Genomic DNA, 25,965 nt, shown 5'->3' on the forward strand with positions numbered 1-25,965 from the left:
GCCGGGTGGCGCTGCGCTTACCCGGCCAACATACAATTTCTGCAGGCCCGGTAAGCGAAGCGCACCGGGCTTTTTATTGGGCAAAAAGCGTGAATACATTAGAAGACACCATCGGCAATACCCCTCTGGTCAGACTGCAGCGGATGGGGCCGGATAACGGCAGCGAAATTTGGGTCAAACTGGAAGGCAACAATCCGGCCGGGTCGGTAAAAGACAGGGCCGCGTTGTCGATGATCGTTGAGGCGGAAAAGCGTGGCGAGATTAAACCCGGCGACGTGTTGATCGAAGCGACCAGCGGAAATACCGGCATTGCGCTGGCGATGATTGCCGCCCTGAAAGGCTATCGCATGAAGCTGCTGATGCCAGACAACATGAGCCAGGAGCGTCGTTCTGCGATGCGTGCCTATGGTGCTGAGCTGATTCTGGTCTCAAAAGAGCAGGGTATGGAAGGCGCCCGCGATCTGGCGCAGGCGATGGCTGATCGTGGCGAAGGCAGGCTGCTGGATCAGTTCAACAATCCCGATAATCCCTACGCGCATTACACCACCACCGGGCCGGAGATCTGGCAGCAAACCGGTGGTCGCATCAGCCATTTTGTTTCCAGCATGGGCACGACCGGCACCATTACCGGTGTTTCACGTTTTCTGCGCGAGCAGGCAAAACCCGTCACTATTGTTGGCCTGCAACCGGAAGAGGGGAGCAGTATTCCGGGGATCCGCCGCTGGCCACAAGCCTACATGCCTGGCATCTTCAATGCCGCACTTGTGGACCAGGTACTGGATATTCACCAGCGGGAAGCAGAAAATACCATGCGCGAGCTGGCGGTACGCGAAGGGATCTTCTGCGGCGTCAGCTCAGGCGGCGCGGTCGCCGGGGCGCTGAGAGTAGCGACAGCACATCCCGGTGCGGTGGTAGTAGCGATTATTTGCGATCGGGGCGATCGCTACCTTTCCACCGGCGTATTTGGAGAAGAAAGCTACAGCCAGGGGGCAGGAATTTAGACACATGGAAATGATTTTATTTCGCGACAAGACCCGCGCGCAGCAGGCAGATATTGTCGCCGTGCAGTCTCAGGTGGTTTATGGCAGTGTCGGTAACAGCGTCGCCGTACCGAACATTAAGCTGCATCAGTTGAATGTGCTGGCGGTGCCGACGGTACTGTTCAGCAACACACCGCATTACGATACGTTTTATGGCGGGGTGATCCCGGATGAGTGGTTCAGCGGCTATCTGGCGGCGCTGGACGAGCGCGATGCGCTGCGTCATCTGCAGGCGGTCACAACCGGTTATATGGGCACCGCCAGCCAGATAGCGATTCTGGCGACGTGGCTGGCAGCGCAGCGGGAGAAGCACCCGCATTTGCTGGTTATGGTCGACCCGGTGATTGGCGATACCGACAGCGGGATTTACGTCAAACCCGAATTGCCGGACGCCTACCGTCAACTGCTGTTGCCGCTGGCGCAGGGCATTACGCCGAACGTGTTTGAACTGGAAGTGTTAACCGGCAAGCCGTGTCGGGATCTCGATTCCGCTATCGCGGCGGCCAAAGGGCTGTTATCTGACACGCTGAAATGGGTTGCCATCACCAGCGCACCGGTTAACGACGGCAGCGATCGCGTTCATGTGGTGTTGGTTTCGTCCAGTGGCGTTGCGGTGAGTCATTACCCGCGCGTGGCGGCGGAACTTAAAGGCACGGGCGATCTGTTCTGTTCGGAGCTGGTGAGCAACATCGTGCAGGGCAAACCGCTGGCAGAAGCCGTACAGGCCGCGGGAGACAGGGTAGTGGATGTGATGCGCTACACCCTCGAAAAGGGCTATGACGAGCTGATTTTACCGGCGCTGTAATGCGAAAATGGCGCCCGGAGGCGCCATTTTTATTGCTGTGCAGCAAGAAGCAAAATTTATTTCTTGATGCGGATAACCGGCGTTTCGCCCACGGTTACGCTACCGGACAGTTTGATCAGCTCTTTGATCTCGTCCATGTTAGAGATCACAACCGGTGTCAGGGTTGATTTCGCTTTTTCTTCCAGCAGCGGCAGATCAAATTCGATAACCGGATCGCCAACTTTCACGCGCTGACCCTCTTCAGCAATACGCTTGAAGCCTTCGCCTTTCAGTTCAACGGTATCGATACCGAAGTGGACGAACAGCTCAATGCCGCTATCAGATTCAATAGAAAACGCATGGTTGGTTTCAAAAATTTTACCGATGGTGCCGTCTACAGGCGCAACCATCTTGTTGCCAGTTGGTTTGATAGCGATGCCATCACCAACGATTTTCTCAGCAAAAACAACATCCGGCACATCTTCGATGTTGACGATTTCGCCAGAGAGCGGTGCAACAATCTCAATGGTTCCGGTGTCTTTTTTGTCATCAGAAACCAGAGATTTTAGTTTATCGAACAAACCCATGATCTTCTCCTAAGCAGTAAATTGGGCCGCATCTCGTGGATTAGCAGATTGTTTTTTCTTCAATGAACTTGTTAACCAGCGTCATTAACTCGTCCGTTGTCGGTTGAGCAAGAGCCTGCTCTGCTAACACCTTCGCATCTTCGAAGTTCGTGTTCCGAATAATCTTCTTAATGCGCGGGATGGAAATGGCGCTCATAGAGAATTCGTCCAGACCCATACCCAGCAACAGAAGTGTAGCACGTTCGTCACCTGCAAGCTCACCACACATGCCAGTCCATTTACCTTCTGCATGAGAAGCATCAATAACTTGCTTGATCAAGTTCAGTACGGACGGTGACATCGGCTGGTAGAGATGTGAAATCATATCATTACCACGGTCAACTGCCAGAGTGTACTGCGTTAAATCATTGGTACCAATACTAAAGAAGTCGACTTCTTTGGCCAGATGACGTGCAATGGTCGCCGCTGCGGGGGTTTCCACCATTACGCCGATCTCAATGCTTTCGTCAAAGGCTTTACTTTCATCGCGCAGTTCCTGCTTGTAAATCTCAATCTCTTTCTTCAGTGCGCGCACTTCTTCAACAGAGATGATCATCGGGAACATAATGCGCAGTTTTCCGAAAGCGGATGCGCGGAGAATAGCGCGAACCTGGTCACGCAGGATCTCTTTGCGATCCATGGCGATGCGCACAGCGCGCCAGCCCAGGAACGGGTTCTCTTCTTTCGGGAAATTCATGTACGGCAGTTCTTTATCACCGCCGATGTCCATGGTACGAACGATCACGGCCTGAGAGCCACAGGCTTCAGCCACCGCTTTGTAGGCCGCAAACTGCTCTTCTTCTGTCGGCAGCGCGTCACGGTCCATGAACAGGAATTCGGTACGATACAGACCAACGCCTTCTGCGCCGTTGCGCTCTGCGCCTTCGACGTCACGCACGGTACCGATGTTGGCGCAAACTTCGACCTGATGACCATCCAGCGTAATGGCTGGCAGATCTTTCAGTTTCGCCAGTTCGGCTTTTTCAGTCGCTACCTGCTCCTGAACAGCGCGCAGTTTGTCGATCTCTTCGTTGGTCGGGTTGACGTAAACCTTGTTGTTTACGGCATCCAGAATCAGATAATCGTCGTTTTTCACCTGAGAGGTGACACCGCCAGTACCCACGATGGCAGGCAGTTCCAGAGAACGCGCCATGATGGAGGTGTGCGAGGTACGGCCACCAGCGTCAGTGATGAAACCCAGCACCTTTTTCAGGTTCAGCTGTGCGGTTTCGGACGGGGTCAGGTCAGCGGCAACCAGGATAACTTCATCCTGAATCGCGCTCAGGTCGATGATTGCCAGACCGAGAATATTGCGCAGCAGACGTTTACCGATGTCACGCACGTCAGCCGCACGTTCTTTCAGGTATTCGTCATCGAGTTCTTCCAGCGCAGTGGCCTGACCTTCAATAACTTCATGAGCCGCTGCATCAGCAGTCATGTGTTTATCTTTAATCAGGGCTATGATTTCCTGCTCCAGCTCCTCATCTTCAAGCAGCATGATATGCCCCTCGAAGATGGCTTCTTTTTCTTCACCGAAAGTTTCACCAGCTTTGGTTTTGATCGCTTCCAGTTGCGCAGATGCCTTAGCACGCCCGTTCAGAAAACGCTCAACTTCCTGGTCAGCCTTGTCGGCAGAAATCTTTTTCCGGTCAATGACGATTTCGTCTTCTTTCAGCAGAAGTGCTTTGCCGAAAGCGATACCCGGGGATGCTAAAATGCCTGAAATCATAACCCTACCTTTACTTGTGACTGATATTTAAAAGAACTCCAGAACTTACTCGAGTTCCGCCATCAGTTTTACCAGATGCTGTACTGCTTTTTGTTCGTCGTCACCTTCTGCGGCGATAGTAACAACAGTGCCCTGGGTCAGACCCAGAGTTTGTAGTTTGAACAGGCTTTTTGCGCTGGCGCTTTTGCCGTTGGAGGTCACAGTGATCTCAGAGGTGAAGCCTTTCGCTTCTTTAACAAACTGAGCAGCAGGGCGGGTGTGCAGACCGTTCGGAGCGGTAATAGTAACTTCTTGCTGGAACATTATATTTCCCCAACTTATAGGTTTAGTGTTGTGGAACTAAAGTCTAGCCTGGCGGCTTGACTTTAGCCTGTATTGTTAGCGCCGACGTTTTCGATCGCGACTCAGAAAATTATCCGCAATCCTGACGGGCACTTTTGGCCACTGACGTTTAGCTCGTCATTAAACATTATGCCGCGAAAGCGGGACTTGAACCAAATCATAAAATCGATTCAGCAAGCGGAAATCCTGTAATGAATAATTTCGCGCTTCAAAATAAATGTGATGGTTAAATACCAGACCCGACGAGGTGAAGCAATGGCAGGGGGGGTAAAAATTTGAAGTACGCCACAAAAAAGCACCCGGACGGGTGCTTTTTTACGCAGCATCTTCAACCTGGCATCACTGTTGCAGTTCTTTCTCAGTGAAGAGATCAGCGAACAGTGCGGTGCTCAGATAACGCTCACCCGAAGACGGTAGGATAACCACAATATTCTTATTGGTAAAGGTTTCATCTTCCTGGAGCTTCAGCGCTGCCGCGACGGCGGCTCCGGAGGAGATCCCTGCCAGAATACCTTCTTCTTCCATCAGCTGACGCGCCGTGGAAATGGCTTCTTCGTTGGTGATGGGAACGACTTTGTCGATAAGCTTCAGATCCAGGTTACCTGGAATGAAGCCCGCGCCGATACCCTGAATTTTGTGCGGACCGGGTTTGATTTCTTCACCCGCCAGCGCCTGCGCGATGACCGGTGAATCTGCCGGTTCAACCGCCACGGTAATCAGGTCCGTTTTGCCTTTGGTGCCTTTGATGTAGCGAGTGACGCCAGTCAGCGTACCACCGGTACCTACACCCGAGATAAACACGTCGACCTGGCCGTCAGTGTCTTCCCAGATTTCCGGGCCGGTGGTTTTCTCGTGAATTTCCGGGTTGGCCGGGTTACTGAACTGCTGCAGCAGCAGGTATTTTTCCGGATCGCTTGCAACAATTTCTTCCGCTTTCTGAATCGCGCCTTTCATGCCTTTTGCGCCTTCCGTCAGCACCAGATTGGCGCCCAGCGCTTTAAGCAGCTTACGGCGTTCAATACTCATGGTTTCTGGCATGGTCAGCGTCAGCTTGTAACCGCGCGCGGCGGCAACGTAGGCCAGCGCAATCCCGGTGTTACCGCTGGTCGGCTCAACGAGCTCGACGCCAGGCTTCAGTACGCCACGCTTTTCGGCATCCCAAATCATATTGGCACCGATACGGCATTTGACGCTAAAGCTTGGGTTACGGGATTCTACCTTCGCGAGAATGCGTCCGTTACCGATTCGGTTCAGTCGAACCAGCGGCGTATGACCGATTGTCAGCGAATTATCTTCAAAAATCTTGCTCATAGCCCGTCCTTAACTGTTTGAAATTGGGAACCGCCCTCAGCATACCTGCTCAGGCAATATGCGGAAGTACGGATTTCGCATATCTATATGCAGATGTGAAATAAAGATGATCGGTATGGAATAAGGGTGGCATAAGCCACCCGTTTTTTCAGATTATTTCCACATCGCGTGTTTGTCGCGATAGCAGTCGACCCACATGGCGGTGGCGCCGCAGATAGCTACTGGCAGGATCACCAGGTTGAGCACCGGGATCATCGTGAACAGGCTGGTCAACGCGCCAAACTGCATGTTGATGGTTTTGCGGGTGCGTAGCGATTCGCGCATGGTAGCGAAAGGTACTTTATGGTTGTCGAATGGATAATCGCAATACTGAATCGCCATCATCCAGGCGCTGAACAGGAACCACAACACTGGCGCCACGGTCTGGCCGATACCGGGAATGAAATAGAGGATCAGCAGCACCACAGCACGCGGCAGATACCACGCCAGCTTTTGCCATTCACGTTTCAAAATACGTGGTATATCCTTCATGATGCCGAAAACACCGACATCGGGCGGCGTCGCGCCGGTCAGTCGCGCTTCAAGCTGTTCTGCCAGCAGACCGCTGAAGGGAGCGGCAATCCAGTTGGCAATCGTTGAGAAAAAATAGCCGAAAACCAGCAGCACGGAAATGATGGCGACAGGCCACAGCAGATAGCTCAGCCATTGCAGCCAGTCAGGCACACGGCTCATCAGTGACGGGATCCAACTGTCGAGTTGCGTAAACAGCCACCAGAATGCGCTTCCCATCAGCACAATGTTGACCAGCAACGGCAGGATCACAAAACGGCGAATACCCGGTAAACGGATCAGTTTCCAGCCCTGGGAAAAGTAATAGACACCGCTACGCGGGGCAGTTGCAGAAGATGAAACCATGGTCAGGTGATGCTCCTTTTATAACAGCCTGATGAAATGCCCATCTATCTTATCGGGTTGTCCGTGAATAACCAGTTCAGAAATGTTCGAAAAAGCAGCAAAAAGCACGATTTAGTTCATCTTTATGGGGGGAAATCCACCCACGCACTTGCACTTGAGGTCAACGGCAAATACTCTTAGTGAGTAAATGTTTGCCGTGGTGGCAAGGTGTTAGAACAACAGAGAATATAATGATGCAGGATTTGCGTCTGATATTAATCATAGTTGGCGCGATCGCCATACTTGCACTGCTGGTTCATGGTTTCTGGACCAGTCGCAAAGAACGTTCTTCCATGTTCCGCGATCGCCCGCTGAAACGCATGAAGTCGCAGCGTGATGACGACGAGTCTGATGATGACGGCTTTGATGACGAAGGTGTAGGTGAAGTGCGCGTTCACCGGGTGACCCCTGCCCAGAATGCACCGCACGGGGAGCAAGACGCTTCTCGCCAGTCGCCGCAACACCAGTACCAGCCGCCGTACGAGCGCCAGGTTCAGCAACCGGCTCGCCAGGAGCCATCGGCGCACCAGCCACCGCAATCGCATTCTGCTCCGCGTTCTCAGCCTCAGCCTGTTCAGCCGCCTCATGTGCAGCAACCGGAGCAACAACCGCATCAGCCTGCTCAGCAGCAACTGCAGTTTGAGCCTGTTACGACGCCGTCACCACAACAATCCGCACCGCAGCAGCCAGAACCGGCTCCGGTTGAACCCGCACAGCCAGCACCAGCGCCTGAACCGCAGGCAGTGGAAGCGGCACCCGCTCCGGCGCCTGAGCCGGAGAAGAAAGAGCGTAAAGAAGCGGTGATCGTGATGAACGTCGCGGCGCATCATGGCTCGCAGATCAACGGCGAACTGCTTCTTAACAGCATTCAACAGGCCGGGTTTAAATTTGGCGATATGAATATTTTCCACCGCCATCTCAGCCCGGACGGCAGCGGCCCGGCACTCTTCAGCCTGGCGAACATGGTAAAACCGGGGACGTTTGATCCGGAAAGCATGGTCGACATGGCGACCCCGGGGATCACCATCTTCATGCAGGTGCCGTCCTACGGTGACGAACTGCAAAACTTTAAGCTGATGCTGCAATCCGCACAGTACATTGCAGACGAAGTCGGCGGCGTGGTGCTGGACGATCAGCGCCGGATGATGACCCCGCAAAAACTGCGCGAGTATCAGGATCGCATTCGCGAAGTCAGAGACGCCAACGCCTGATCGCTGGTGTCTCGCAATCTATCCTGAACCCCCGCCTGTCGGGGGTTTTTTATCATTGATGGTGTGATATGGACTCTATTGAACAACAACTAACAGAACTGCGAACCACGCTTCGCCATCATGAGTATCTCTATCATGTGATGGATGCCCCTGAAGTCCCGGATGCGGAATATGACCGCCTGATGCGCGAACTGCGCGAGCTGGAAACTCAGCATCCTGACCTGATCACCCCGGATTCCCCCACGCAGCGCGTGGGTGCGGCACCGCTGACAGCCTTCAGCCAGATCCGCCATGAAATTCCCATGCTGTCGCTGGATAACGTTTTTGATGAAGAGAGTTTTCTCGCTTTCAACAAGCGCGTGCAGGATCGCCTGAAAAGTGCGGACGCATTGACCTACTGCTGTGAGCTGAAGCTGGACGGGCTGGCGGTCAGCATCCTGTATGAAAATGGTGTACTGACGCAGGCGGCAACGCGTGGCGACGGCACCACCGGTGAGGACATCACCACCAATGTGCGCACCATCCGCGCGATTCCGCTCAAACTTCGCGGCGACAATATTCCTGCACGCCTTGAAGTGCGCGGCGAAGTGTTCCTGCCGCAGGCCGGGTTTGAAAAAATCAACGACGAGGCCCGTCGTACTGGCAGCAAGGTATTTGCTAACCCGCGCAATGCCGCGGCAGGCTCTCTGCGCCAGCTCGACCCGCGCATCACCGCGAAGCGACCACTTACTTTCTTTTGCTATGGCATCGGCATTCTTGAAGGGGGTGAACTGCCGGATACCCATCTGGGGCGTTTGCTGCAGTTTAAAGAGTGGGGGCTTCCGGTCAGCGACCGGGTAACGCTGTGCGATTCCCCCGAAGCCGTGCTGGCGTTCTATCATAAAGTGGAAGCAGATCGGCCCACGCTCGGGTTTGACATCGACGGCGTGGTGATCAAAGTCAACTCGCTGGCATTGCAGGAACAGCTGGGTTTCGTGGCGCGCGCACCGCGCTGGGCAGTGGCCTTTAAGTTCCCGGCGCAGGAGCAGATGACGGTAGTGCGCGACGTCGAATTTCAGGTCGGGCGTACTGGTGCTATTACGCCTGTGGCGCGCCTCGAACCGGTGCAGGTGGCGGGCGTGCTGGTCAGCAACGCCACCCTGCATAATGCCGATGAAATCGAGCGTCTCGGGCTGCGGATTGGTGACAAGGTGGTGATCCGCCGTGCCGGTGACGTTATCCCGCAGGTGGTTAACGTTATTCTTTCAGAGCGCCCGGACGATACCCGTCCTGTCGAATTCCCGACCCGTTGTCCGGTGTGTGGTTCTGACGTGGAGCGCGTCGAGGGCGAAGCCGTCACCCGCTGCACGGGCGGGCTTATCTGCGGTGCACAGCGCAAAGAATCGCTGAAGCATTTTGTCTCGCGCCGGGCGATGGACGTCGATGGCATGGGTGACAAAATCATCGACCAGTTGGTGGAAAAAGAGTACGTCCACACACCAGCAGATTTGTTCAAACTGACGGCGGGTGTGCTGACCGGGCTGGATCGCATGGGACCGAAATCGGCACAAAACGTGGTGGATGCGCTGGAAAAATCGAAAGAAACCACTTTTGCCCGTTTTCTGTATGCGCTTGGCATCCGCGAAGTGGGTGAGGCGACGGCAGCCGGGTTAGCCGCGTATTTTGGCTCTATTGAGGCGCTGGCGGCGGCGTCCATTGAAGAACTGCAAAAAGTACAGGATGTCGGCATTGTGGTCGCCACGCACGTCTTTAACTTCTTTGCTGAAGAGAGTAACCGCGACGTCATTCAGCAGCTTCGCGATCAGGGCGTACACTGGCCTGCGCCAGTGGTCATCAACGCTGAAGAGATAGACAGTCCGTTTGCCGGGAAAACCATCGTGCTGACCGGCAGCCTGAGCCAGCTCTCTCGTGACGAGGCCAAAGCGCGACTCACTGAGTTGGGCGCAAAAGTGGCGGGCAGCGTGTCGAAGAAAACCGATCTGGTGATTGCTGGTGAAGCGGCAGGCTCTAAGCTTGCCAAAGCGCAGGAACTGGGGATTGATGTGATCGACGAAGCCGAAATGTTGCGGCTGCTGGGGGCGTAATGTGGACAGCGAGCAGCTTATCGAGATAGCCAACACCGAAATGCCGTTCGGTAAATACAAAGGCCGCAGGCTGATTGATTTGCCGGAAGAGTATTTGCTGTGGTTTGCCCGCAAGGATGAGTTTCCTGCCGGGCATCTGGGTCAGTTGATGGCGTTTACGTTGCTCATCAAAACCGAGGGGCTGACGCATCTGGTTCAGCCCCTGAAGAAGCCGCGCTAAGCGCTGGCCTGTTTCTGCTGCAGTTTTTCGGTGGCGCGTTTGTAGCGACGCGCCAGCACAGCGCAGACCATCAGCTGGATCTGATGGAAGATCATCAGCGGCAGCACCATCATCCCAATCATTGATGTCGGGAAGAGAATATTGGCCATCGGAATGCCGTTGGCCAGGCTCTTTTTCGAACCGCAAAAAACAATCGTGATTTCGTCTGCTTTGCTGAAACCGAATTTGCGCGCCACCACCACGTTGACCACAATGACCAGCGCCAGCAGCACCAGGCTGACGACCACGATAAACAGCAGCGAACCCATACCGACTTTATGCCAGATGCCGTTCACCACCGCTTCGCTAAAGGCGGAGTAAACGACTAACAGAATCGATGTTTGATCGGTTTTGGCGATCCACTTTTTATTGCGGCTGACCCACTCGCCAATCCACGGGCGGGACAGGTGGCCAAGCACGAAGGGCAGCAGCAGTTGCAGCATGATTTTGCCGACCTGCTCCAGGCTGCCTTCCGCACCATGAATATTCATCACCAGCCCAACCAGCAACGGTGACAGGAAAATCCCTAACAGGCTCGACGCCGAGGCGGAGCAGACCGCTGCTGCGACGTTACCGCCCGCCAGCGATGTAAAAGCAATGGCGGATTGCACCGTCGCGGGCAGAATGCACAGATACAAAAAACCGGTATACAGCGCCGGATCGACATCCACCGGCGCCCATTTCGCAAACAGCACCCCTAAAACAGGAAATAGCACAAACGTGCTGCACATTACCCACAGATGCAGCCGCCAGTGACTTCCCCCGGCGATAATCGCGTCACGCGACAGCTTTGCCCCGTGCATAAAGAACAGCAGCGCGATGGCCGCCGTCGTCAGACCTTCGAAAAAGGGAACAAAATTGCCCTGAGCGGGGAAGAATGAAGCCAGCAGTACAGTGATGATCAGTGTGAGCGTAAAGGGATCCAGAATGCGAAACAGTTTCATAAACACTCCTCAAATTCGATAACACTATTGTGCGTTGTCTGGTTTGAGAAATAAAACAGTATTCTGCATTCTTCATGCCGGGAGAGCAGGGGAGCTCAATGGCGAGCAGGCAAAAAGGCTGTCGGCTGCTCGCACAGGAGGCGGTGGAATCAGACGTAAACGTCGATCTGGTACTGACTGGTTGCGCTGGTCTCGTCGGTCGTTTTGACCTCTTGTTGCTGCTGTTTCTGCTGCGCTTCTTCGGCTTGCTTGCGTTGTAGCTGGGCAAGTTGTGCCTGCAGCATTTTGATTTGCGCTTCAATCAGGTCCTGCTGCTTTTTCTTATCTTCGGCACTGGCGCTGGAATTCGGGATATCCTTCAGTTGCTGTGTCAGATCGCTAATCTTTTTCGTAATGCTCGAAATTTGCGCTGCCGTATCGTCACCTTGCGGCGCACTTCTCGTACTCTGCGTGCTGCTTTGTATTGATGGTGTTGATGTCAGAATGGTCGTCATAACAAACCCCTTTTATCGCCCTAAAACAGCAATATCGGCAGTTTGTTCAGGAACTTGATGGATTTATCGCAGACAGCAAAAAAGCGCCTTTAGGGCATTTTTTTACATTGGTGGGTCAGAATGAAATCGCAGATAGCAAAAAAGGCGCCTTTAGGGCGCCTTTTTACATTGGTGGGTCGTGCAGGATTCGAACCTGCGACCAATTGATTAAAAGTCAACTGCTCTACCAACTGAGCTAACGACCCGAAGTGGTGGGTGATGACGGGATCGAACCGCCGACCCCCTCCTTGTAAGGGAGGTGCTCTCCCAGCTGAGCTAATCACCCACTTCGGTACTTCAATGATAAGAATTCGCTGGCGAGAAAGTGGTGGGTGATGACGGGATCGAACCGCCGACCCCCTCCTTGTAAGGGAGGTGCTCTCCCAGCTGAGCTAATCACCCACTTCTCATTCTTATCTACACGGCGGAGACTACCTAAGTAGTGGTGGGTGATGACGGGATCGAACCGCCGACCCCCTCCTTGTAAGGGAGGTGCTCTCCCAGCTGAGCTAATCACCCCCGCTGTGTGGAGTCGCATTATAGGGAGAGTTGAAAATGAGTCAACGCATTTTCAAAAGAAATTGTCCGTTCGTCGTAAATTTAAACAAAACTATCAATGCGCCCTCCGCATGGCCTGATTTATAAACAAAAAAGCCAAAGCGAAGCGTCCTGACGGGAACAACATTGAGGAATCAGACCACAGTGATAGAATACCCCCCTGTTTTTCTATTCCAGGATTTGCCGGTTGTCGGCATCTATACCAACGTAAGGCCTTTTCATGAAAATCAAAACTCGCTTCGCGCCAAGCCCGACAGGCTATCTGCACGTCGGCGGTGCACGAACTGCTCTCTATTCCTGGCTTTTTGCTCGTCATCACGGCGGTGAGTTTGTGCTGCGTATCGAAGACACCGATCTCGAACGTTCCACGCCGGAAGCTATTGAAGCCATTATGGATGGTATGAACTGGCTGAGCCTGGAATGGGACGAAGGTCCGTACTTCCAGACCAAACGTTTCGACCGCTACAACGCGGTGATTGATGAGATGCTGGAAGCGGGCACCGCCTATAAATGCTATTGCTCCAAAGAGCGCCTTGAAGCGCTGCGCGAGCAGCAGATGGCAAACGGTGAGAAACCACGTTATGACGGTCGTTGCCGCCATAACCATGAACATCATGCTGATGATGAGCCTTGCGTGGTGCGTTTTGCTAACCCGCTGGACGGTTCCGTGGTGTTCGACGATCAGATCCGCGGGCCGATCGAGTTCAGTAACCTCGAGCTGGATGACCTGATTATCCGCCGTACCGATGGTTCTCCGACTTACAACTTCTGCGTTGTGGTTGATGACTGGGATATGGAGATCACCCACGTGATCCGCGGTGAAGACCATATCAACAACACCCCGCGCCAGATCAACATCCTGAAAGCGCTGAATGCGCCAGTACCGATGTACGCGCACGTTTCCATGATCAATGGCGATGACGGCAAAAAACTCTCCAAGCGTCATGGCGCAGTGAGCGTGATGCAGTATCGCGATGACGGCTACCTGCCGGAAGCGCTGCTCAACTATCTGGTGCGTCTGGGCTGGTCGAGCGGCGATCAGGAAATCTTCACCCGCGAAGAGATGATCACGTTGTTCAGCCTCGGCGCGGTCAGCAAATCCGCCAGTGCGTTCAACACGGAAAAACTACAGTGGCTGAACCATCACTACATTAATACGCTGGCGCCGGAGTATGTAGCGACGCACCTGCAATGGCACATCGAGCAGGAAAATATCGACACCCGTAACGGTCCGCAACTGGCTGAGCTGGTGAAACTGCTGGGTGAACGCTGCAAAACGCTGAAAGAAATGGCGGCGAGCTGCCGTTATTTCTACGAAGATTTTGCAGAATTTGATGCTGACGCGGCGAAGAAACACCTGCGCCCGGTCGCGCGCCAGCCGCTGGAAGTGGTTCGTGATAAGCTGTCCGCCATTACCGACTGGACGGCTGAAAATGTGCATCACGCGATTCAGGCAACCGCGGATGAACTGGATGTCGGCATGGGCAAAGTGGGCATGCCGCTGCGCGTTGCCGTCACCGGTGCGGGTCAGTCACCAGCACTGGACGTCACCGTTCATGCGATCGGGAAAACCCGCAGCATTGAGCGCATCAACAAAGCGCTCGCTTTTATTGCGGAACGCGAATCCCAGCAGTAAGCGACAGGCGACAATAACGGCAGGGCAGACCTGCCGTTATGATGACGCTTCATCGGCGTCGGCAATGCCCAGACGCGCCATAAATCCGCTAATGCCTTCCCGCGACAGCAACATCACCAGCCGCTGTTTTTCCGCGTCGGTCATCACCTGTAAGATGTCGACAATCTGCCGCAGAGCGGGATCGGCTTCCTTCACAACATAATTCTGCACTGGCTCAGCAAGCTGATACTGGGTTGATCCGCGGCGCAACGCCGGTGTGTTCGCCAGATATTCCCTGACGCCATGATCGATATGAACCAGTCGTGCGCGTCCACCTTTTACACCCGGAATCGTTTCTGTCTGCCAGCCCTGCTCGCGGATCCATCTGTTGACGGTTTGTTTTGCGATGCCGAGGCACTGGGCCAGCTCTTCCGTGGTCATTTTGCTATGTAATATTTTCATAGATGTTGTTAGCTTCGAATGCCAAGACGTTGTAATAACCCGGAGATGCCCTCGCGCAGCAGAAGTGACATAAGATGCTGGCGTTCCGCATCAGTCATCTCTTTGGCGAGAGTCAGAAGAAGTGAGTCAAAGCTGTTACTGGCAGGATGCACCGTGGCCGCACCGTTAGCTGCTCTTTGCGCGCTGCGGATAAACTCTCTCACTTTGTCATTAACATGCACCAGGCGTGCTTTGCCGCCCTGGACACCGGGGCGAGGCGAGGTTTCCCAACCTTCTTTTCTCACCCATTTGTTAATGGTTTGCCGGCTGTAACCGGTCAGATGAGCAATTTCCTCCGGCGTCATTCGTTCCTTGAGCATAGTATGTCCTGACTGGAAGTGTGGGAATTAGTGGTTCCTGTTATAGCATCATTTTAGTGGAAAATGTGACAGCTTTTCGTACTGACTGCGAAGCGGCTCGCAATGTCATTCATTTGTCTGCTTTTTCAGCGATTGAAATGGGGGGAGAGATTTTGCCGTTGACACCTGGCAATGGAATTCATATTATGCCGCCCGTCAACACGACAGCTTTACGTGTCGGGGCTATAGCTCAGCTGGGAGAGCGCTTGCATGGCATGCAAGAGGTCAGCGGTTCGATCCCGCTTAGCTCCACCAAATCCTGCTCCCATCAGGTTTGGTACGTAAAATACCCGTGGGGCTATAGCTCAGCTGGGAGAGCGCTTGCATGGCATGCAAGAGGTCAGCGGTTCGATCCCGCTTAGCTCCACCAAATTTAAGAACCCTCGCTCAGGCGAGGGTTTTTTTTTCTGTTATTCTTATTACTCAGAAGTCATATATTCAATCGTCTGATCTCCGGCTGCCGTTAAAACCAGGAATTTTTCGCATGCGTGTAAACTTGATTCGCGCTATTTCTGAATTTACTATCTGGGCCGCTAATCCCGCACGGCCCAGGAACGTTTGTTAACCATCATGCGCATCACATTAAATCCTCCCGCCAGGAAGTTTATTCTTGCGCTGATCCTTTGCCTGATCTTTATTCCGCTTTCGCGTTTTATCTCGCCACGGGCCATTGTCGACGGTAACAGTATCTACCTGGCCTGGATGCCACTCAGCGTGATGTTGGCAATCATGATGTTATTTGGCCGGCACTCGGTGCTGCCGCTGATCATCGGACTGGCATTGAGTAATGACTGGATGCTGAATCTGCCGTATCCCCATTCGCTGGTATTGATTGCCTGTCAGCTTTCCGGCGTATTCGTGACCAGCGCGTGCCTCCGCCTGCTGGTAGGGCGGCGCTGGCGATTTGGTCTGCCGGGCAAAAACGTCGGCGTACGGATTTTCTGGTTCGGATTCATTTCACCCGCGATAATAAAATGCTCGATGTATTTGTCAGGGGAATATATGGACTTCCCGCTGACCGTCTCCAGCTATTTTGAATCATCGTCAGTGATCTATTCGATCGTTGATGTGCAGAGTCTTGTCTGTGCAGTGCTGATTTTCACCATGCTGTTTTATTATCCGATGCGTATGATCCTCAACCCGCGCTATGCCCGGACCTTCTGGATACGCAATGTACGGCCCAGCATCACGCGCCCGCGCCTGTTTTTTACTGTCAACTGGTCGCTGGCGCTGGTGGTGATGTTAATCATCCTTTGCGCACCTTACGAGTCTGATTATATTGCCGGTTATCTCGTCCCGGTTATTTTCATTCTTTATTTCCACGCGGTGAGCCGGATGAGCTGGCCCTTTATCAACCTGACGTGGGCGGCTTCCGTTTTCTTGCTGGTGGCCTATAACAAAAACTTTCTGCACGGTGTGGATACCGAGTATTCGCTGGCGTTTATCCTCTCCGTTCTGATCTCCTTTACGATTTGTATTCTGTTCATGTCGCAAATCTATTTCCGCAACGACATACTGAAACACAAATGGCAAAGCCAGGCGATGCAGGATCCGCTCACCGGTTTACCTAACCTGCGCGCGCTCGAAAACTTTTTAGCCTCGCATCAGAAGGTCAGTATCTGTTGTCTGCGAATGGGCAATCTGGATTTTCTCAGCCGCCACTACGGCATGATGATGCGGGTTCATTGCAAGCGCACCATTATCAGCGAATTGCAGCCGTTGCTCAGCGCGGAAGAGAAACTGTATCAGTTGCCGGGGAGTGAGCTGTTTCTGGTGCTGGAAGGGCCGGAAACCATGTCGCGTCTGACGCATATCGTCGATTTCCTCAACAGCCGCCCGATCTACTGGAATAATGCCCGGCTGGAGTTGCAGTTCGGTGCCTCCTGGGGCGTGGTGGACGAGCAGGGTGAAGAGTTAAATCATACGCTGGGGCAACTCAGCTGGCTGGCCGAAGAGGCCTGCCATACCCAGAATGTGCTGGCGCTGGACAGCAGCCTGTCGACGGTCTCTGACCAGACGACCGAGCGCGTCCTGCTGTTCAATCGCATTAAACGCGCGCTGGAAGGCGACGGCGTCGTTCTCTATGCGCAGCCGATCGTCAATGCGCAAGGGGAGGGGTATCACGAGATCCTGACCCGTCTGGTCTGTGACGGAGAAACCATCACGCCCGATCTTTTCATTCCGGTTGTGGCGCAGTTCAACCTGAGCAAGCTGTTTGATATGCAGGTGCTGGAGACGCTGTTTACCTCGATGCATGCGCATCCCGGACAGCATTTCTCGGTCAATTTGCTGCCTTTCACGCTGATGCAAAAAGAGTGCGCCTCGGAAATCATCGCTTTGTTTAAGCGGCACCGCGTGGACGCGAAGACCATCACCATTGAAATTACCGAAGAACAGGCGTTTTCCAACTCGGAAATCAGCGTTAAAAACATTCAGCGACTGCATGAGTTCGGTTGCAAGATAGCGATTGACGATTTTGGTACTGGCTATGCCAACTACGAACGGCTGAAAACCCTGCAGGCGGACATCATCAAAATTGATGGCTGCTTTGTGCGCGACATCATGACGGATTCGATGGACAGCATGATTGTGAAATCGATTTGCGACATGGCGAAGGTGAAGAACCTGACGACGGTCGCTGAATATGTCGAAACTGCGGAACAGAGAGCGCTGTTGCTGAAACTCGGTGTTGATTATCTGCAGGGCTATTTGCTGGGGAAACCCCGACCGCTCAGCGAATTAGAGGCGTAAAAAAAACCGGCACGAATGCCGGTTTTTTTTATTTATTGCAGCGACTTACAGCACCAGCGCGGCAATAGAGGCAGACAGCACGCTCACCAGTGTAGAGCCGTAGACCAGTTTCAGACCGAAACGGGACACGACGTTACCCTGCTCTTCGTTCAGGCCTTTAATCGCACCCGCGATAATACCGATAGAAGAGAAGTTAGCGAAGGAAACCAGGAAGATAGACAGGATGCCTTCCGCACGCGGAGATAACGCGCCAGCCACTTTCTGCAGATCCATCATTGCTACGAATTCGTTGGAAACCAGCTTGGTCGCCATGATACTGCCGACCTGCAACGCTTCGCTCGCCGGAACACCCATCACCCAGGCAATCGGGTAGAAGATGTAGCCGAGGATGCCCTGGAAGGAGATACCCAGCACCGCTGCGAACAGCGCGTTCAGACCAGAGATCAGCGCGATAAAGCCGATCAGCATCGCCGCGACGATAATCGCTACTTTAAAACCTGCCAGGATGTATTCACCGAGCATTTCGAAAAAGCTCTGACCTTCATGCAGATTAGACATCTGCAGGTTCTCTTCACTCTCTTCGACGCGATACGGGTTTACCAGCGACAGAACGATAAAGGTACTGAACATGTTAAGCACCAGCGCGGCAACCACATATTTCGGCTGCAGCATGGTCATGTACGCACCAACGATAGACATCGACACGGTAGACATCGCCGTTGCCGCCATGGTGTACATGCGGTTGCGGGACATCTTGCCGAGAATGTCTTTATAGGCAATGAAGTTTTCTGACTGACCCAGAATAAGGGAGCTGACCGCGTTGAAAGATTCCAGTTTCCCCATACCATTGACTTTGGACAGCACGGTCCCGATCGCACGAATGACAATCGGCAGAACGCGAATGTGCTGCAAAATACCAATCAGAGCAGAGATAAAGACGATCGGGCACAGGACTCTCAGGAAGAAGAATGCCAGGCCTTCGTCGTTCATTTTGCCAAAGACGAAATTTGTCCCTTCGTTGGCGAATCCGAGCAGTTTTTCAAACATTTCGGAAAAGCCTTTTACAAATCCAAGGCCGATATCAGAGTTCAGGAAGAACCAGGCCAGTAAAACTTCAATTACAAGTAATTGCGCAACGTAACGGATGCGAATTTGTTTACGGTCATGGCTGACCAGCAACGCAAGAATCGCTACCACAACAAGCGCGAGGACAAAGTGCAAAACGCGGTCCATATTTGCTCCAAATATGAGGCAGGTTAAATTTCCGTGCACATTCTATGCAACAAGCTAAAAGAAAACGAGATCCAGGCCGCATTATAATAACAGCCTGTGAGTAAACTCTGAAAATAGTGATCAGGCATACACTTTTGTTATGTTTGGTAAATGTATTAAAAGTTTTTTTTTTGTTCTAATCTTGATAACAAGGTAGCATGTGACAGAGCACCTTGCCCGCACCTCATTTATTCAGTTCAGCTTATCGTTCATAGCTATCAGAGAAATCATTATCACCTTGCTAAATGATCTTGATAATCATTCTCATTTTAGTAATATGAAACATAGCAAAGGCTATATTTCAGAGGCAGAATATTTCAGAGGCAGAAAATGACAAACAGTCGCGTTGAGAACAGTCGTGGTCGTGCAGCGCGCCGAATGAGGCTGGCGCTGATGGGGCCGGCATTCATTGCTGCCATTGGGTATATCGATCCGGGTAACTTTGCGACCAACATTCAGGCGGGCGCCAGCTTCGGCTATCAGTTGCTGTGGGTGGTGGTGTGGGCAAACCTGATGGCTATGCTGATCCAGGTGCTGTCCGCAAAGCTCGGTATTGCTACCGGAAAAAACCTCGCTGAACAAATTCGTGACCACTATCCGCGTCCGCTGGTCTGGTTTTACTGGGTGCAGGCGGAAATCATCGCGATGGCGACCGATCTTGCAGAATTTATCGGTGCCGCTATCGGATTTAAGCTCATTTTAGGTATTTCACTTTTGCAGGGGGCCGTGCTGACCGGCATCGCGACCTATCTGATTTTGATGCTGCAACGGCGCGGTCAGAAACCACTGGAAAAAGTGATTGGTGGCCTGCTGTTGTTTGTCGCCGCGGCGTACATCGTGGAACTGATTTTTTCTCAGCCCAGACTGGCGCAGCTCGCCAAAGGGATGGTTATCCCGTCATTACCCACCAGTGAAGCGGTCTTCCTGGCCGCCGGGGTGTTAGGGGCGACCATCATGCCGCACGTCATCTATTTACACTCTTCGCTGACGCAACACCTTCACGGCGGGACGCGTAAGGAGCGTTACAATGCCACCCGCTGGGACGTGGCGATTGCCATGACCATCGCCGGTTTTGTCAACCTGGCGATGATGGCGACGGCCGCGGCGGCTTTCCACTTTAACGGCCACACCGGTATCGCCGATCTTGACGAAGCTTATCTGACGCTGGAGCCGTTGCTCAGCCACGCGGCGGCAACGATATTCGGCCTCAGTCTTATCGCCGCGGGTCTCTCCTCGACGGTGGTTGGTACGCTGGCGGGGCAGGTGGTGATGCAGGGGTTCATCCGCTTCCACATCCCGCTGTGGTTCCGTCGCGTCGTCACAATGCTGCCCTCATTTATTGTGATTTTAATGGGGCTTGATCCGACGCGTATTCTGGTCATGAGTCAGGTTTTGCTCAGTTTCGGTATTGCCCTGGCACTGGTTCCGTTGCTGATTTTCACCAGTAATAAGACGTTAATGGGTGATCTGGTTAATTCAGAATTAGTGAAACGTGTCGGCTGGACCATCGTCTTTCTGGTGGTTGCGCTGAACGCCTGGCTGCTGATAGGAACCGCACTCGGACTGTAAGAAAGTCCTCAAATCTCTGGCTTTTCGGCCTGCCTGGTAACGTGAAACCCGCGTGCCAGGCGACTCTTAAATGCTTTACAACCATTTTGTGATCTTCTTATATAAGACCATTTCACTGCGTCCGGCGTGATCTCGCTGGCATTCTGTACTGACTAAAGTTCATCCGTGGTCCCGTAACAGCGACCGCTAACATTAAACAGTACAGACAATATGAAAAACATTTATATCGCAACCGAAAATGCATTCTTACGTTCAGGCCTGATTGAACTGGCGCAGGAATCCAATATCACGCTTCAGCCAGCAAAAATTGATGAGCCAGGTTTCATCGATTCTCTTGATAAAGACGATGCGGTCATCGTCCACATCGACAGAAACACACCGGCTGGGTACTTTGATTACACCGCGCGGATTAACGAAAAATGCCGCCTGATGCTTGTCCTCAACAACCCGAACCTGATTTACATCTGCGTTGCGAGCGTGATCACCTCTTCCAGAAGTTCACTGAAAGAGCTGATGCGTGCTGTGGGTATGCTGATGAGCAATAAGAAACTGGAAAACCAGTTGCGCGTGAACCTGACGGCGAAAGAGAAAATCATTCTGCGTGAAACGATGAATGGCCAGAAAGTCGACCAGATTGCGAAGGTACTGAATATGTCGCCGAAGACGGTTTATACGCACCGGGCGAATGTCTTCAGTAAGCTGGGGGGCAGCAGCGTAAACGCTATCTACTCCCTGAAAAACAGAATTATGAAAGAAATGACAGTCTGATTGGCACAAAAGCGGTAGTAGACCCATTGCCAGAGTCCAGTTTCCTTCGGACTCTGGCTTTTTTTATGCCTTAATGGCGATGCCCATGACCGCGGCCACGACCACGATGGTCATCACGATCACGCCAGCCTTCGCGATAACCGCGTTCATACGCGTTGCGTTTATCCCAGCCGCGATGGAGACCGTTGTCATGTCTCCACCAGCCTCTGTCACGCCATTCATAGTGACGATGCCAGTAATCCCGGTCGCGCCAGCGTCCGCCGTCCCAGTAGTTACCGTAATTGTCACGATCGCCAATTTGTAATTTTATCGATGGCAACAGGGTGATTTCGCCAGCGCTGGCAATCAGCGGCGCTGATGAAGCCAGCAATACTGCTGCAAGAATCATTGACCTGAACATACTCTTCTCCTTCACGATCGGGGCCATGCGCGGCCTGTTACCGCAATATTACGGGGTGGTAAAGTCCCTTATCATCGGCAACACTCTGAAACATGCAGTGAGAGCACTTTTTGCTAAAGAAAAATCTATATTTCCCCGGCGAGGATTGTCTCAATCGCGGCACGCTCCTCCGCCGTAAACTGCCGGTTCGCCAGCATGCCCACCGCATCATCCAGTTGCGCGGTTTTGCTGGCGCCAATCAATACGGAAGTGATTTTCTCATCGCGCAGCACCCACGCCAGCGCCATCTGCGAGAGTTTCTGCCCACGTTGCGCCGCCAGCGCGTTCAACTGACGCACTTTTTGCAATTTCTCTTCCGTGATCTGATCGGGATTAAGAAAGCGGCTGCTGCTGGCGGCACGCGAATCTGCGGGGATCCCGTTCAGATAGCGGTCAGTCAGTTGCCCGCCCGCCAGCGGTGAAAACGCAATGCTGCCGACGCCTTTCTCCTGCAGGGTATTCAGCAGTTCCTCTTCCACCCAGCGCTCAAACATTGAGTATTTCGGCTGGTGAATCAGACAGGGCGTTCCCAGGTCGTCAAGGATCTCAATCGCTTCCCGCGCCAGCGCCGCCGGGTAATTCGACAGGCCGACATACAGCGCTTTGCCCTGACGAACGACATGATCCAGCGCGCGCATGGTCTCTTTCAGCGGCATCTGCGGGTCCGGGCGGTGGTGATAAAAAATATCGACATACTCCAGGCCCATCCGTTTGAGGCTCTGATCGAGGCTGGCGATCAGGTATTTTCGCGAGCCCCAGTCGCCGTAGGGGCCGTCCCACATGGTATATCCCGCTTTCGTCGAGATGATGAGCTCATCGCGCCAGGGCTGAAAATCTTCCCGCAAAATGCGGCCGAAATTGCTCTCCGCCGAGCCGGGCGGCGGGCCATAGTTGTTGGCTAAATCGAAATGGGTGATGCCGAGATCGAACGCATGGCGCAACAGCTGGCGGCTGTTCTCCACCTGCGTTACATCGCCGAAGTTATGCCATAGCCCAAGAGAGATGGCCGGAAGCTTCAGTCCGCTATGTCCGCAGCGGCGGTAGTCCATAGTCTGATACCGCGCACTGTTTGCCTGGTAAATCATCCTCGTCTCCACAAATCGTCAGGGTGGGTAAGCACTTACACTAATGAATGTTCAGTCCTGAGTACACTCCTGTTATTCGTAAAGCTGACGTTCCACGGGCTTTCTCCGATACATCCTGGACAGCATTAGCGCTTCTCCAATACTCAAATTTATCTTAACGGAGGAGGTAGTGACGCTATGCAACTGACTTATACCATTGGTGATTATTTACTGGATCGTCTCTCTGCGCTGGGCATCGACCATCTGTTTGGCGTCCCTGGCGATTACAATTTGCAATTCCTCGATCATGTCATTGCCCATGATTCTGTGTGTTGGGTTGGTTGTGCAAACGAACTGAACGCCGCCTACGCGGCCGACGGCTATGCCCGTATTCAGGGGGCTGGCGCGCTGTTAACCACTTATGGCGTTGGTGAACTGAGCGCCATCAACGGTACCGCAGGCAGCTTTGCCGAGTATGTTCCGGTGCTGCATATCGTCGGCGCGCCGCGGACGGCGTCACAACAGCGCGGTGAATTACTGCACCATACGCTCGGCGACGGAAACTTTAGCCATTTTTATGAAATGAGCGGGCCGGTGAGTTGCGCTCAGGCACAACTTACCGTCGATAATGCCTGCCGGGAAATCGACAGGGTGTTACAGGAGATGATCGCCCACCGGCGTCCTGCCTATCTGATGCTGCCTGCTGACGTCGCCAACGCGCCGACGTCACCGCCGGGGTGTCCATTGGCCGTTGAGTCATCAACGGTGGATGACAATCAACTGGCCGAATTTAAAGCACAGGCTCACCGCCTGTTAAGCAACAGCCGCCGCGTTGTTCTGCTGGCCGATTTCCTTGCCCAGCGTTTTGGTCTGCAACCACAACTGCAGGCTTGGGTGGAATCGCAGCCGTTGCCGCATGCCACCATGCTGATGGGCAAAGGGCTCTTTAACGAGCAGCATCCGGCATTTATTGGCACTTACAGTGGTGTTGCCAGCGACAAACAAACCCGTGAGATCGTGGAAAGCGCCGAAACGCTGATCTGCGTCGGCACCCGTTTCACCGATACGCTGACGGTCGGTTTTACGCATCAAATCAATACCGAAAAAACCATCGATCTGCAGCCGTTTGCCGCGCGGATTGGCAATCGCTGGTTCAGCGGTCTGCCGATGCACCAGGCGCTACCGGCGCTGATTGAGGTCACTGCCTCACTGGCGTCTCAATGGGTATCGCCGCACTATTCCAGCCGCCCGATCACCAAAGAGAAGCAGGGCGACCTGACGCAGAAAAATTTCTGGAGCACGCTACAGGAGCAACTGCAACCGGGAGACATCGTGCTGGCCGATCAGGGAACCTCGGCGTTTGGGGTAGGGGCGCTGAAGCTTCCCCGGGATGTGACGCTGATTGTCCAGCCGCTGTGGGGCTCGATTGGCTTCACGCTGCCAGCCGCTTTTGGCGCGCAGACCGCCGCGCCGGACCGCCGGGTGGTATTGATCATCGGCGATGGCGCCGCGCAACTGACGATTCAGGAGATCGGCTCGATGATGCGCGACGACCAGCGACTGGTGATCCTGCTGCTGAACAACGAAGGCTACACGGTTGAACGCGCCATTCACGGGCCGGAAGAGCGCTACAACGACATTTCGCTGTGGAACTGGACGCAACTGCCGCAGGCGCTCAATCTCGACAGTCAGGCGCAGTGCTGGCGCGTCACGCAGGCGGTGCAACTGAAAGAAGTGTTAACCCTCAGCGAACAGCGCGACCGGTTAACGCTGGTGGAGGTAATGCTGCCGCGGATGGATATCCCGGATTTCCTGCGCGTACTCACGCAGTCCATCGAAGCGCGCAACCAGACTGCCTGATCACTCGCGCCGCTGCGCCATCATCATCGGTTTTCCTGCCAGCAGCAGCCAGGCTGGCAGCATCACGATGCACAGTAGCGGCAGCAGGGTGGAGTCAGGCACCACGACGGCGGCCATAAATAAACTGAGCCAGCCGTCGCGCGTCACCACCAGCACCAGTCCCAGAATCGCACAGGAGACGGTGATCGCCGCCGGAACCGCGTCCACATGGGCATGCAGCATCAGTCCAAGGGCGACGGCGACAAACACTGCCGGGAAAATGCGCCCACCGCGAAAACCGCTGGCGGCGGCAATCACCAGCGCCGCCAGTTTCACTATCGCAATAAGCATGAAATCGGACGCCGTCAGCGTCTGGCTGAATGCCAGTTGCTGCATTTCATCCAGCCCCTTAAACAGCGTGATATGCCCGCCCACCACGCCCAGCAGGCCAAGCAAAAAACCACCCAGCGTGAGGATCAGGATCGGGTTTTTCAGCCGGTGCATCAGCATATGCAGGCGCGGCAGACACCAGACGGCGACCATCCCGACGGCAATCGCAATAATCGCGACGATCGCCCCGCTGAAAATATCCACGATGCGCATCTGCCCGTAATGGGGGATCGGCAGTGAAAAGTGGGGCTGGAAAAAGAGGCTGGTGGTCAGTGCGCCAGCCGCCGCGGCGATCAGTGGCGCAAACAGACGATCCCACAGCGGGGCGTCACCGTTACTGCTCAGGGTTTGTGAAAAGACCAGCGCAGCGGCGACTGGAGTGCCAAACAGCGCGCCGATGGTGCCTGCCGCCGCGAGGATCGTCCAGTCGAGGGCATTGACACGCGGGAATACGCGCGCGCCAATGGCGACCGCCAGCGCAATATTCACTGACATAATCGGATGTTCCGGCCCAAGACTGACGCCGCCCGCCAGCCCGAGTATCAGCGCGAGGATCAAGCCCGGCAGCGGCCCGGTGCCGGTCGGCGCGCCAATCAGCGGCTCCAGCGCCGGATCCGATCCCGCATGCCCCGGGCTGTAGCGGATCACCAGTCCCACCGCCAGCCCGGTCAGTGTCAGCATCACCACGATCCAGACGCGTGAATCCAGACCAATGCCGAGACTCAACGGTAGCGACTGCCAGAGGATCGCTTGCGCCAGTGCGGCAACTTTCATCACCGCGACTAAAATCAGGCTGGATGCGATACCAATAATTAATGCCGGCAGGGAGAGCAGCAACATGGTACGGGCTCGCGGATGGAGCATGGTGATTTCCTTTTAGTTTCAGTCAACAGCACAATGCACCCGTTTACGGGAGGCGTCAGTGCAAATGGTGCTGAAACGATAAACGTAATCTGTGACGCAGATCGATAATCCTTTGGCGCTTATGCGGCGGGCGTTGTCGTTCTGGCGTCATGAATTTAC

General features: G+C 53.9%; 23 protein-coding genes and 6 tRNA genes. 12 read left to right on the forward strand and 17 right to left on the reverse strand.

The annotated features are described in order from the left end of the window. Positions 1-89: 89 nt before the first annotated feature. Positions 90-1,001 carry a cysteine synthase CysM gene (gene cysM, locus AOY23_RS14475; RefSeq protein ID WP_054179593.1) on the forward strand — a complete coding sequence of 304 codons (912 nt, stop codon included), beginning with the start codon at positions 90-92 and terminating at the stop codon, positions 999-1,001. A gap of 4 nt (positions 1,002-1,005) precedes the next feature. Beyond that, positions 1,006-1,845, forward strand: a complete 840-nt coding sequence (gene pdxK, locus AOY23_RS14480) for a pyridoxine/pyridoxal/pyridoxamine kinase (protein ID WP_054179475.1) — start codon at positions 1,006-1,008, stop codon at positions 1,843-1,845. Between the two features lie 56 nt (positions 1,846-1,901). Here the strand turns inward: pdxK and crr are convergent, their stop codons facing one another. The 5 genes from crr to cysZ form a co-directional block, all read right to left on the reverse strand. Continuing rightward, positions 1,902-2,411 (reverse strand): PTS glucose transporter subunit IIA, encoded by a 510-nt coding sequence (gene crr / locus AOY23_RS14485; protein ID WP_000522253.1) that lies wholly within the window; start codon positions 2,409-2,411, stop codon positions 1,902-1,904. Between the two features lie 40 nt (positions 2,412-2,451). Then, positions 2,452-4,179, reverse strand: coding sequence for a phosphoenolpyruvate-protein phosphotransferase PtsI (ptsI, locus tag AOY23_RS14490; RefSeq protein ID WP_054179476.1), 1,728 nt, complete (start codon positions 4,177-4,179; stop codon positions 2,452-2,454). A gap of 45 nt (positions 4,180-4,224) precedes the next feature. Further along, a complete protein-coding gene (gene ptsH, locus AOY23_RS14495; protein ID WP_038156906.1) occupies positions 4,225-4,482 on the reverse strand; it encodes a phosphocarrier protein Hpr in 258 nt (85 codons plus the stop codon). A gap of 378 nt (positions 4,483-4,860) precedes the next feature. Next, entirely contained in the window at positions 4,861-5,832 is a 972-nt protein-coding gene (cysK, locus tag AOY23_RS14500; RefSeq protein ID WP_054179477.1) for a cysteine synthase A, read from the reverse strand. Positions 5,833-5,985: 153 nt separating this feature from the next. Next, complete coding sequence (gene cysZ, locus AOY23_RS14505; RefSeq protein WP_054179478.1) at positions 5,986-6,747, reverse strand: sulfate transporter CysZ; 762 nt, start codon at positions 6,745-6,747, stop codon at positions 5,986-5,988. 230 nt (positions 6,748-6,977) lie between these two features. Between cysZ and zipA the strand changes: the two genes are divergently transcribed. The 3 genes from zipA to AOY23_RS14520 all read left to right on the forward strand — a co-directional run bounded on the left by zipA (position 6,978) and on the right by AOY23_RS14520 (position 10,301). Further along, complete coding sequence (gene zipA / locus AOY23_RS14510) at positions 6,978-7,997, forward strand: cell division protein ZipA (protein ID WP_054179479.1); 1,020 nt, start codon at positions 6,978-6,980, stop codon at positions 7,995-7,997. A gap of 68 nt (positions 7,998-8,065) precedes the next feature. Next, entirely contained in the window at positions 8,066-10,081 is a 2,016-nt protein-coding gene (ligA, locus tag AOY23_RS14515) for an NAD-dependent DNA ligase LigA (RefSeq protein ID WP_054179480.1), read from the forward strand. A 1-nt stretch (position 10,082) separates the two neighbouring features. Next, positions 10,083-10,301 (forward strand): DUF3820 family protein, encoded by a 219-nt coding sequence (locus AOY23_RS14520; RefSeq protein ID WP_054179481.1) that lies wholly within the window; start codon positions 10,083-10,085, stop codon positions 10,299-10,301. On the opposite strand, the gene AOY23_RS14525 is transcribed toward AOY23_RS14520, so the two are convergent. The 6 genes from AOY23_RS14525 to AOY23_RS14550 all read right to left on the reverse strand — a co-directional run bounded on the left by AOY23_RS14525 (position 10,298) and on the right by AOY23_RS14550 (position 12,336). Beyond that, positions 10,298-11,284, reverse strand: coding sequence for a bile acid:sodium symporter family protein (locus tag AOY23_RS14525; RefSeq protein ID WP_054179482.1), 987 nt, complete (start codon positions 11,282-11,284; stop codon positions 10,298-10,300). The genes AOY23_RS14520 and AOY23_RS14525 overlap by 4 nt on opposite strands. Positions 11,285-11,433: 149 nt before the next feature. Next, positions 11,434-11,778 carry a FlxA-like family protein gene (locus AOY23_RS14530; protein WP_054179483.1) on the reverse strand — a complete coding sequence of 115 codons (345 nt, stop codon included), beginning with the start codon at positions 11,776-11,778 and terminating at the stop codon, positions 11,434-11,436. Positions 11,779-11,947: 169 nt separating this feature from the next. Further along, positions 11,948-12,023, reverse strand: a tRNA-Lys gene (locus tag AOY23_RS14535). A gap of 4 nt (positions 12,024-12,027) precedes the next feature. Next, positions 12,028-12,103 (reverse strand) — tRNA-Val (locus tag AOY23_RS14540). 40 nt (positions 12,104-12,143) lie between these two features. Further along, positions 12,144-12,219: transfer RNA gene (locus AOY23_RS14545), tRNA-Val, on the reverse strand. A gap of 41 nt (positions 12,220-12,260) precedes the next feature. After that, positions 12,261-12,336: transfer RNA gene (locus AOY23_RS14550), tRNA-Val, on the reverse strand. A gap of 259 nt (positions 12,337-12,595) precedes the next feature. Here AOY23_RS14550 and gltX point away from each other — a divergent pair. Beyond that, positions 12,596-14,011, forward strand: coding sequence for a glutamate--tRNA ligase (gene gltX, locus AOY23_RS14555; RefSeq protein ID WP_054179484.1), 1,416 nt, complete (start codon positions 12,596-12,598; stop codon positions 14,009-14,011). Between the two features lie 36 nt (positions 14,012-14,047). Here gltX and AOY23_RS14560 read toward each other — a convergent pair whose 3' ends face one another. Next, on the reverse strand, positions 14,048-14,452 hold the full coding sequence (locus tag AOY23_RS14560; protein WP_054179485.1) for a YfeC-like transcriptional regulator: 405 nt from the start codon (positions 14,450-14,452) through the stop codon (positions 14,048-14,050). 8 nt (positions 14,453-14,460) lie between these two features. Beyond that, complete coding sequence (locus AOY23_RS14565) at positions 14,461-14,811, reverse strand: YfeC-like transcriptional regulator (RefSeq protein WP_054179486.1); 351 nt, start codon at positions 14,809-14,811, stop codon at positions 14,461-14,463. A 218-nt stretch (positions 14,812-15,029) separates the two neighbouring features. Here AOY23_RS14565 and AOY23_RS14570 point away from each other — a divergent pair. From AOY23_RS14570 to AOY23_RS14580, 3 genes are all read left to right on the forward strand, one after another. Continuing rightward, positions 15,030-15,105 (forward strand) — tRNA-Ala (locus tag AOY23_RS14570). Positions 15,106-15,144: 39 nt separating this feature from the next. Beyond that, positions 15,145-15,220: transfer RNA gene (locus AOY23_RS14575), tRNA-Ala, on the forward strand. A gap of 200 nt (positions 15,221-15,420) precedes the next feature. Then, entirely contained in the window at positions 15,421-17,601 is a 2,181-nt protein-coding gene (locus AOY23_RS14580) for an EAL domain-containing protein (protein ID WP_054179487.1), read from the forward strand. 45 nt (positions 17,602-17,646) lie between these two features. On the opposite strand, the gene AOY23_RS14585 is transcribed toward AOY23_RS14580, so the two are convergent. Next, complete coding sequence (locus AOY23_RS14585) at positions 17,647-18,834, reverse strand: NupC/NupG family nucleoside CNT transporter (protein WP_054179488.1); 1,188 nt, start codon at positions 18,832-18,834, stop codon at positions 17,647-17,649. Between the two features lie 369 nt (positions 18,835-19,203). Between AOY23_RS14585 and AOY23_RS14590 the strand changes: the two genes are divergently transcribed. Continuing rightward, complete coding sequence (locus tag AOY23_RS14590) at positions 19,204-20,442, forward strand: Nramp family divalent metal transporter (RefSeq protein ID WP_054179489.1); 1,239 nt, start codon at positions 19,204-19,206, stop codon at positions 20,440-20,442. Between the two features lie 210 nt (positions 20,443-20,652). Continuing rightward, positions 20,653-21,210 (forward strand): helix-turn-helix domain-containing protein, encoded by a 558-nt coding sequence (locus AOY23_RS14595; RefSeq protein WP_054179490.1) that lies wholly within the window; start codon positions 20,653-20,655, stop codon positions 21,208-21,210. A 70-nt stretch (positions 21,211-21,280) separates the two neighbouring features. Here the strand turns inward: AOY23_RS14595 and ypeC are convergent, their stop codons facing one another. Further along, positions 21,281-21,610 (reverse strand): DUF2502 domain-containing protein YpeC, encoded by a 330-nt coding sequence (ypeC, locus tag AOY23_RS14600; protein ID WP_054179491.1) that lies wholly within the window; start codon positions 21,608-21,610, stop codon positions 21,281-21,283. A gap of 125 nt (positions 21,611-21,735) precedes the next feature. After that, a complete protein-coding gene (mgrA, locus tag AOY23_RS14605) occupies positions 21,736-22,734 on the reverse strand; it encodes an L-glyceraldehyde 3-phosphate reductase (RefSeq protein WP_054179492.1) in 999 nt (332 codons plus the stop codon). A gap of 177 nt (positions 22,735-22,911) precedes the next feature. Between mgrA and AOY23_RS14610 the strand changes: the two genes are divergently transcribed. Next, a complete protein-coding gene (locus AOY23_RS14610; protein WP_054179493.1) occupies positions 22,912-24,573 on the forward strand; it encodes an alpha-keto acid decarboxylase family protein in 1,662 nt (553 codons plus the stop codon). On the opposite strand, the gene AOY23_RS14615 is transcribed toward AOY23_RS14610, so the two are convergent. Beyond that, complete coding sequence (locus tag AOY23_RS14615) at positions 24,574-25,806, reverse strand: ion channel protein (protein ID WP_054179494.1); 1,233 nt, start codon at positions 25,804-25,806, stop codon at positions 24,574-24,576. It lies immediately after the preceding gene. Between the last annotated feature and the right edge of the window lie 159 nt (positions 25,807-25,965).

It is taken from the genome of Trabulsiella odontotermitis, from assembly GCF_001297775.1.
GTDB classification, from domain to species: domain Bacteria; phylum Pseudomonadota; class Gammaproteobacteria; order Enterobacterales; family Enterobacteriaceae; genus Trabulsiella; species Trabulsiella odontotermitis.